Genomic DNA, 8,458 nt, shown 5'->3' on the forward strand with positions numbered 1-8,458 from the left:
CGCCGCGCGGGCGGCGCTCGATCTCACAGGCGCTGCATACCTTGTGGCAAACACCCATGAGCCCTGATGCGAGCCCTGTGCGGCTTGCCGGCGACAGGGTCAGCCCAGGCAAACGAAAAAGGGGGCCGATGATGCGCATCGGCCCCCCACCTCACCGCTCAGGCAACCCTCAATGCTCGGCCACCGCCGCAGGGCGTCTGACCGTTTCATTGCCATGCTCATCCAGCTCCAGCATCGGCACCTCGTTACCCTCGGCATCGAACAACTTGCCATCCTTGAAGTAGTCGCCATCGCGCAGTGCAGAAATGTCCGAATACTGGATGGTGCGCTCGTAGGCCGCAGCGAACACCGACTGGTTTTCCGAGTTGCCGGTGGTGAAGTGGTTGAAGATCAGGTTCAGCAGGATGGCCATGATCGCCGCCGAGCTGATGCCCGAGTGGAAAATGGTCTCGAACCAGTTCGGGAAGTGGTGGTAGAAGGTCGGCGCGGCGATCGGGATCATGCCGAAGCCCAGCGATGCCGCGACAATGATCAAGTTCACGTTGTTCTTGTAGCTGACCTTGGACAAAGTGCGGATACCACTGGCCGCCACGGTGCCGAACAGCACGATGCCTGCACCGCCCAGTACCGGGGTAGGGACGGCGGCAATGACCCGGCCCATGATCGGCAGCAGGCCGAGAACCACCAGGATCAGGCCACCGGTAGCCACCACATAACGGCTCTTGACGCCGGTAACGGCCACCAGGCCGACGTTCTGGGCGAATGCGCTTTGCGTGAACGAGCCGAAGATCGGCGCCAGAATGCTCGACGCCATGTCGGCACGCAGGCCGTTGCCCAGGCGCTTGGAGTCGACCTTGGTATCGATGATCTCGCCCACGGCAAGGATGTCGGCCGAGGTTTCCACCAGGGTCACCATGATAACGATGCACATCGACAGGATGGCCGCGATGTGAAACTCGGGCATGCCGAAATGGAACGGCGTGGGGAAGGCGAACATCGGGCCTTCGGTGACCTTGCTGAAGTCGGCCATGCCCAGCGCCCAGGCGATCAATGTGCCGACCACCATGGCCAGCAGGATCGACAGCCGCGAGATGCTCGCGCTACCCAGTTTGCTCAGCAGCAGCACAATGGCAAAGGTCAGCGCCGCCAGGCCGATATTGGCCACGCTGCCGAACTCGGGCGAAGCGCTGTTGCCGCCCATTACCCAGCGCGCGGCGACCGGCATCAGGGTCAGGCCGATGGTGGTGATGACGATACCGGTCACCAAGGGCGGGAAGAACTTGGTAATGCGTGAGAACACCGGGGTGATCAGAAAGCCGATCAGTGATGCCGCCATGACCGCACCGAGCACCCCCGGCAAGCCACCGCCACCTTCGCTGCTGAGAATGGCGCCCATGGTCGCCACGCCAGCGAACGACACGCCCTGCACCAGCGGTAGCTGGCAGCCGAAAAACGGCAGACCCAACGTCTGCAGCAGGGTGGCCAGGCCACCGGCAAACAGCGAGGCGGCGATCAGCATGCCGATTTCGCCACCGTTCAGGCCAGCGGCCTGCCCCAGGATCAGGGGCACCGCGACGATCCCCCCGTACATGGTCAACACGTGTTGCAGACCATAGGCCAGGTTGGCGCCCAGCCCGAGGTTTTCGTCCTCGGGGCGTTGAGCGGGAGACGTGCTAGGGGACGTAGTCATGGAGCAGGCTCTCTGTTTATTGTTGTGGCGCTACTGTAGACACTTCCCGTGATTGATTGCCACAAGAATTGTATACAATATTTTGATCGGAGCGCGCACAAGTGCGGCATCAGGGTGTGTCAAAACCCAATGCATGAGCCGTACCAACTTGTCTAAAGCTGTACTAGAGGGGTGTGTACAAAGTCCTGCTACCCAGCCCTAAAGCTGTCTGAGTAGACAGGAAACACAAAGTGGGAAGGCCCTTAGCTAGCTAAGAGATTCCATTCTTCGATCAATTCGCGCAGCTCACGCATCATTCTGGTGCCGTCACCCAGGTTCAATTCCACAAGACGGTGCAGATGGGTCATCGATTCGACATCGATGTACAGGCAGATGAAACCAAGCCGGGCCGGTTCCTCGTGGCGCAGTTCGACCTGCATGGTCACCTGCGTTTGCTCGTCCAGCGTGATGATTGCGTCGAAGTTCTGGCTCAGGTCGGCATCCCATTGCTGCGGGCGTTCCACCAGCAGCCCCTTGAGCGAAATGTCCAGCAGCTTGGGCGACCAGCATCGGGAGCCTTGGTGAAGTTCGGTAGGGGCGTCGAAGCAGATTCGCTGGAAACGCCTACGTTCGTCGTGATCGCTCATGGGTAAGGCCCTCGGGTGGCATCCTGATCAGGGTGATGAAGGGTTTGTGCATCAGGTACTGCAATCTGGCCGCAGAGGCTCTAGACCAAAGCAAGTGTGGCAATGCCGCCTGACTCGCCCTAGACTCGGTGGGCGGTCTTTCCAATCCAACAGCTGGAAGCTAACCATGAACAACAATAATAGCCTGCTACGCCACATACCGTGGCTGGCGCTGGCAGTCATAGGGGCCTGCGCGCTGGGTGTTGTTGCCCTGCGTCGCGGTGAGGCGATCAATGCCTTGTGGATCGTGGTCGCGGCAGTGGCCATCTACCTGGTCGCCTATCGCTACTACAGCCTGTTCATCGCCACCAAAGTGATGCAACTCGACCCGCGCCGTGCCACCCCGGCGGTGCTCAACAACGACGGCCTGGACTACGTTCCGACCAACAAACACATTCTGTTCGGCCACCACTTCGCCGCCATCGCCGGCGCTGGCCCACTGGTGGGCCCGGTGCTCGCCGCGCAAATGGGCTACCTGCCCGGCACGCTGTGGCTGATTGCCGGTGTGGTGCTGGCCGGTGCAGTGCAGGACTTCATGGTCCTGTTCCTGTCTACCCGCCGCAATGGCCGCTCGCTGGGCGACATGGTGCGCGAGGAAATGGGCCGCATTCCGGGCACCATCGCCCTGTTCGGCTGCTTCCTGATCATGATCATCATCCTGGCGGTGCTGGCGCTGATCGTGGTCAAGGCCCTGGCCGAAAGCCCATGGGGCATGTTCACGGTAATGGCGACCATCCCGATCGCGATGTTCATGGGCATTTACATGCGCTACATCCGCCCGGGCCACATTGGTGAAATCTCGATCATCGGCGTGGTGCTGCTGTTGGCCTCGATCTGGCTGGGGGGCCAGATTGCGGCCGATCCGGTATGGGGCCCGGCGTTCACCTTCACCGGCGTGCAGATCACCTGGATGCTGGTCGGTTACGGTTTCGTGGCTGCGGTGCTGCCGGTGTGGCTGGTGCTGGCGCCGCGCGACTACCTGTCGACCTTCCTCAAGATCGGTACCATCATCGCCCTGGCCATCGGCATCCTGGTGACCATGCCCGAGCTGAAAATGCCGGCGCTGACCCAGTTCACCGATGGCACTGGCCCGGTATGGAAGGGCACCCTGTTCCCGTTCCTGTTCATCACCATTGCCTGTGGTGCGGTGTCTGGCTTCCACGCGCTGATCTCCTCGGGCACTACGCCCAAGCTGCTGGATAACGAAACCAACGCCCGCTACATCGGCTATGGCGGCATGCTGATGGAGTCGTTCGTGGCCATCATGGCCATGGTGGCTGCGTCGGTGATCGAACCTGGCGTGTACTTCGCCATGAACAGCCCGGCAGCCGTGGTCGGCGCCGATGTGGCGTCGGTCGCGCAGACCGTGAGCAGCTGGGGCTTCCTGATTACGCCCGAACAACTGGAGGCGGTGGCCCGCGACATTGGCGAGCACACCATCCTGGCCCGTGCCGGGGGTGCACCCACGCTGGCGGTAGGTATCGCGCAGATCCTGCACCAGGTGCTGCCGGGTGAAAACACCATGGCGTTCTGGTACCACTTCGCGATCCTGTTCGAGGCGCTGTTCATCCTCACCGCGGTCGACGCCGGTACCCGTGCCGGGCGCTTCATGCTGCAAGACCTGCTGGGCAGCTTCGTACCAGCCCTGAAACGCACCGAGTCGTGGGGTGCCAACCTGCTGGCCACCGGCGGTTGTGTAGCGTTGTGGGGTTACCTGCTGTACCAGGGCGTGATCGACCCGCTGGGCGGTATCAACACCCTGTGGCCACTGTTCGGTATCTCCAACCAGATGCTGGCGGGTATTGCCCTGATGCTGGGCACCGTGGTCCTGATCAAGATGAAGCGCGAGCGCTACATCTGGGTCACCCTGCTGCCGGCAGCCTGGCTGCTGATCTGCACCACGGCGGCGGGCCTGATCAAGCTGTTCGACCCGAACCCGGCTGTAGGTTTCCTGGCCCTGGCCAAGAAATACAGCACCGCCTTGGACGCCGGCCAGGTTCTGGCCCCGGCCAAGGACATCGGGCAGATGCAACACGTGATCTTCAACGCCTACACCAACGCCGGCCTGACCATTCTGTTCCTGCTGGTGGTGTTCAGTGTGCTGTTCTTTGCCATCAAGGTCGGCTACGCCGCCCTCGGCCGCAAAGAACGCAGCGACAAGGAAACCCCGTTCCAGGCCCTGCCTGACGCTTGAGAGGACCGCTGTCATGTTCAACGACCTGGGTCGACTGGGTAAGTACCTGGGGCAGGCCGCCCGCCTGATGGTCGGCATGCCCGACTACGACAACTATGTCGAGCACATGCACAAGACACACCCGGACAAGCCGGTCATGACGTATGAGCAGTTCTTCCGCGAACGTCAGGAAGCACGTTATGGCGGCAAGTCCGGGCCCAAGTGCTGTTGAGTCTCAAGCGTTAACCTGTACCGGCCTCATCGCTGGCAAGCCAGCTCTCACAGGCACTTCACAGGCCTCCAGGTTTGTGCGGTGCCTTTGGGGCGCTCTTTCAGGTACTGCCCAGGCGTCAAGGTTTGCGCGGTACCTGTGGGAGCTGGCTTGCCGGCGATGTGGCCAGTGTTTTTTCCGCACAGGAGATGTTCTGCGTGCAGACGCCCATTCCCGTAACCATCCTCACCGGCTTCCTCGGTGCCGGTAAGACCACCTTGCTCAAACACATGCTCAAGGCCGAGCATGGTCTGAAGCTGGCGGTGATCGAAAACGAATTCAGTGACGCCGGCATCGACAGCCAGTTGCTGGGCGACCAGCCGGTGCAGGTGATGACCCTGGCCAACGGCTGTGTGTGCTGCAGCATCCATGGCGACCTGACCCGCGCCTTGTACCTGCTGCTCGAGCGCCTGGATGCCGGCGAAATCGCCTTCGACCGCCTGGTGATCGAATGCACCGGCCTGGCCGACCCGGCGCCGGTGGCGCAAACCTTCTTCATCGACGAGGAACTGCGCGAGCGCTACATCCTCGACGGCATCATCACCCTGGTCGATGCCAAGCATGCCGAGTTGCATCTGACCCAGACCATCGCCCAGGCCCAGGTTGGCTTTGCCGATCGCCTGTTGCTGAGCAAGACCGACCTCGTCGAGCCGGCTGCGGTCCAGGCCCTGCGCGAACGCCTGGCCCGTATCAACGGGCGGGCGGCGATCCGAGTGGTCGAGCACGGTTGCATCGACCTGGCAGAGTTGCTGGACGTGCGCGGCTTCAACCTCAACCCCGACCTGGGCGCAAACCTGAAACCCTCGCTGCGCCCGGTGCTCAAGCCGGCCACCCCCGACCGCATCGGCACCCTGGTGTTGCGTACCGAAGCCGCGTTGGATATCGACCGCCTCAGCGGCTTCATGAACGACTTGCTGGAAACCCATGGCAAGCAGCTGCTGCGTTACAAGGGCGTGCTGAACATTGCCGGCGAGGACCGCAAGCTGGTGTTCCAGGGTGTGCTCAAGCTGTATGGCTTCGACTGGGACGCCGAGTGGGCCGAAGGCGAAACCCGCGAAAGCGTGATGGTCTTCATTGCCGATGACCTGCCTGAGGCTACGATTCGGGCTGGGTTCGAGGCGCTGGCTGAGGGCTGACCCGGCGCGGCGAGGGTGGCGCGAACCACTGCGGCCACGAGCTGCGGTGGCGCGTTTGCTCCTCGATGCAGGGGATCAGCCGCTCCCTCAGCACGGCGGTTTGCCCCACGGCCTTGGCCGTGCGGTACTTGATGCTGTGGATGCACTCGCGGTCGCCGAACTCGCAGCGGTTGAGCGCGGTGCCCCCACAGGGGCCATTGGCCAGGCCCTTGGGGCAGGTTTCCGGGCAGGTGTACAAGGTGTCTTCCAGGCGGCAGCGGCCGCAGGTATCACAGCCAACCAACGGGCGCTTAACACTGCGCTCCAGGGTGTGCAGCACCTGTGCGCCAAGGCGGGTAGTCCACAGTGGCTGGCGCACCGCCCAGCCAAACGCCTTGCTCAGGCTGTTGCGGCGGCTGAACAGCAGCCCATGCATGCCATGCATCAGGTGGTAGCGGGCTTTTTCCTTGAACGAGGCATCGACCCTTGATTCGCCCTGGCGCCAGTTGGCCTGGGGGGGATGGAAGGTGACTGCCGGCAGCCCCGGCATCTGCCAACTGGCTTGCCAGGCGGGCGCCCATTGCTCCAGGGTGTGGACGTGCGTTTGCCAGTACGCCAGTCGCGCTTCAAGGGCAAGCAGCTGCTTCAGGTCATGAATGCCCGACAGGTGCACGCCCGCGTAACCCATCAGCTTCGTACCGATGATCTGCAAGGCAAGGCGGTCAACGCTGCGCGACTGGGCAAAAGCCTTGGACTGCGCCGTTTCCGCCTCGAGCATCTCGCGCATGGAGGGGGTAACGGTCACGCCGGCGACGTGGTCGAGCATCGCTGCACGGCCATGGGTAAGGCTCATCAGGCAGGCCAGCATGGGTTTGGGCGCGGCCTGGCGGCGCATCCAGTGCATGGCTTCCTGGTGTTTGGCTGCGTCGAAGCCCAGTTGCAAGGTGAGGAAGTCGGCCCCCGCAGCCAGTTTTTTCTCGGCCTTGAAGTACTGCGCGCCGCCTTCTTCCTCGTGGTACTTGAATGGGTTCAGCGCCGCGCCCAGCAACCAGTGCGGGCAGGCCTGGCGGGCAATCTGCAGCGCGGCCACCGACTCCAGGTAGCGCACCGGGCGCTGGCCGGGTTCATGCCCAGGCAAACGGTCACCGGTCAGCAGCAGCAACTGGTCGAGGCCGGCCGCCTCCATGCGCTGCAATTGCGCGAGCAAGTGGTGGCGTTCGCGGTCCTTGCCGGAGAAATGCGGCAGGGCAGGCACTGGGCGGTCGAACGAGGCCAGGGCGTCCAGCGGCGACATGTCCAGCGGGCTGCCGACGCGGTCGCCGATGGCCACGGTCATTGGCCAGCCGCACAGCTGCGCACGGTCCATGATCGCTTGCAACGCAGCGAAGCGTTCTGCAGAGGCTTTGGGCACAAACTCCATGACACAGACGAAATGGTGTTCACGCAGCGCGGTTTTCAGCAGGCTCATGAGGCCGGGCACCTGGTATGGTCAGGGTGGCATTGTGCGGCAGAAGGCGCAGGAGGTCATGTCCGGATGCGCAGGCTGGTGCTCTGAACAAGACATGGGGCGGCCCCTGCGCCCTCAGGATCATGAGAATTTCTTGGGTTCATCTTAAATTTTATGAGTTTGTCTCAACCCCACGATCCACTGGAAAATCCCCTCATCAATTTGAGCATGCTGAGGGGCGACACATGGCACTGGCACACAACCTGGGCTTTCCACACATTGGCGGCGACCGCGAACTGCGGGCCCGCCATTGGCAAGTGCAGAAAGACGCCGGTATCGAACTGCTGCCCGTCGGTGAAACCGGCCAATGTGGTCACCTGCCGGGTACCGATGACCAGCCATTTGTCCTCAACTGGGAACCCTTGTTCGAAGAGGTGAAGCATGCCAACGCGCTGGGCCATGCCATCAAGCCTGTCGTGATTGGCCCGTTGACCTACCTGTGGCAGGGCCAGGCCCGCAACGCCGACTTCGACAAGCTGGAACTGCTCGATCGCCTGCTGCCCTTGTATGATCAGGCCCTCAACCGCTTGGCTGCGCTGGGCGCCGAATGGGTCCAGATCGACGAACCGATCCTCGCCCACGACCTGCCCCAGGACTGGAAAAACGCCTTCGAGCGCGTCTACAACATCCTGCAGCGTGCACCGTTGAAGAAGTTGATTGCCACGTACGCCGGTGGCCTGGATGGCAACCTTGGCCTGGCCGCCAACCTGCCAGTCGATGGCCTGCACATCGATCTGGTGCAGGCGCCCGCACAGTATCAGGCCATCCTTGACCGCCTGCCGGCCTACAAAGTGCTGTCGCTGGGGCTAGTTGATGGCCGCGATGGCGCGCCTTGCGAACTGGACAATGCCCTGGGGCTGTTGCAAGACGCCCATGAGCGCCTGGGGGCGCGACTGTGGCTGGCGCCGGCCTGTTCGTTGGCGCATGGCACCGTAGAGGTGGCTGTGCAGAAGTGCCGCGAAGTGGCTGCGCTGGCCGCCTCGCTGGAGCAGTACCGAGTCGCGGCTTGATCATCTGCTGCTTGTGCCGGCCTGTTC

General features: G+C 62.7%; 7 protein-coding genes. 4 read left to right on the plus strand and 3 right to left on the minus strand.

Translation table 11 applies throughout. The annotated features are described in order from the left end of the window. Nucleotides 1-169: 169 nt before the first annotated feature. Both B3361_RS12570 and B3361_RS12575 read right to left on the minus strand, forming a co-directional pair. Entirely contained in the window at nucleotides 170-1,690 is a 1,521-nt protein-coding gene (locus tag B3361_RS12570; RefSeq protein WP_054906235.1) for a nucleobase:cation symporter-2 family protein, read from the minus strand. 242 nt (nucleotides 1,691-1,932) lie between these two features. Then, the gene (locus B3361_RS12575; RefSeq protein WP_029886891.1) at nucleotides 1,933-2,316 is read right to left on the minus strand and encodes a PilZ domain-containing protein; all 384 of its coding nucleotides are present in this window, start codon (nucleotides 2,314-2,316) and stop codon (nucleotides 1,933-1,935) included. Between the two features lie 166 nt (nucleotides 2,317-2,482). On the opposite strand from B3361_RS12575, the gene B3361_RS12580 reads away from it, so the two are divergent. From B3361_RS12580 to yjiA, 3 genes are all read left to right on the plus strand, one after another. Continuing rightward, the gene (locus tag B3361_RS12580; RefSeq protein WP_009682653.1) at nucleotides 2,483-4,549 is read left to right on the plus strand and encodes a carbon starvation CstA family protein; all 2,067 of its coding nucleotides are present in this window, start codon (nucleotides 2,483-2,485) and stop codon (nucleotides 4,547-4,549) included. 13 nt (nucleotides 4,550-4,562) lie between these two features. After that, complete coding sequence (locus B3361_RS12585; RefSeq protein ID WP_009682654.1) at nucleotides 4,563-4,760, plus strand: YbdD/YjiX family protein; 198 nt, start codon at nucleotides 4,563-4,565, stop codon at nucleotides 4,758-4,760. Between the two features lie 197 nt (nucleotides 4,761-4,957). Beyond that, complete coding sequence (gene yjiA / locus B3361_RS12590) at nucleotides 4,958-5,935, plus strand: GTPase (protein ID WP_054906238.1); 978 nt, start codon at nucleotides 4,958-4,960, stop codon at nucleotides 5,933-5,935. On the opposite strand, the gene B3361_RS12595 is transcribed toward yjiA, so the two are convergent. Next, nucleotides 5,895-7,382: a methylenetetrahydrofolate reductase C-terminal domain-containing protein gene (locus tag B3361_RS12595; RefSeq protein WP_054906236.1), complete on the minus strand. Its 1,488-nt coding sequence runs from the start codon at nucleotides 7,380-7,382 to the stop codon at nucleotides 5,895-5,897. The two genes, yjiA and B3361_RS12595, sit on opposite strands and share 41 nt — an antisense overlap. Nucleotides 7,383-7,606: 224 nt before the next feature. Between B3361_RS12595 and B3361_RS12600 the strand changes: the two genes are divergently transcribed. Continuing rightward, a complete protein-coding gene (locus tag B3361_RS12600; protein WP_154211747.1) occupies nucleotides 7,607-8,431 on the plus strand; it encodes a 5-methyltetrahydropteroyltriglutamate--homocysteine methyltransferase in 825 nt (274 codons plus the stop codon). The last annotated feature ends 27 nt before the right edge of the window (nucleotides 8,432-8,458 follow it).

Source organism: Pseudomonas sp. UBA6699, assembly GCF_002454615.1.
Classification (GTDB): Bacteria; Pseudomonadota; Gammaproteobacteria; order Pseudomonadales; family Pseudomonadaceae; genus Aquipseudomonas; species Aquipseudomonas juntendi.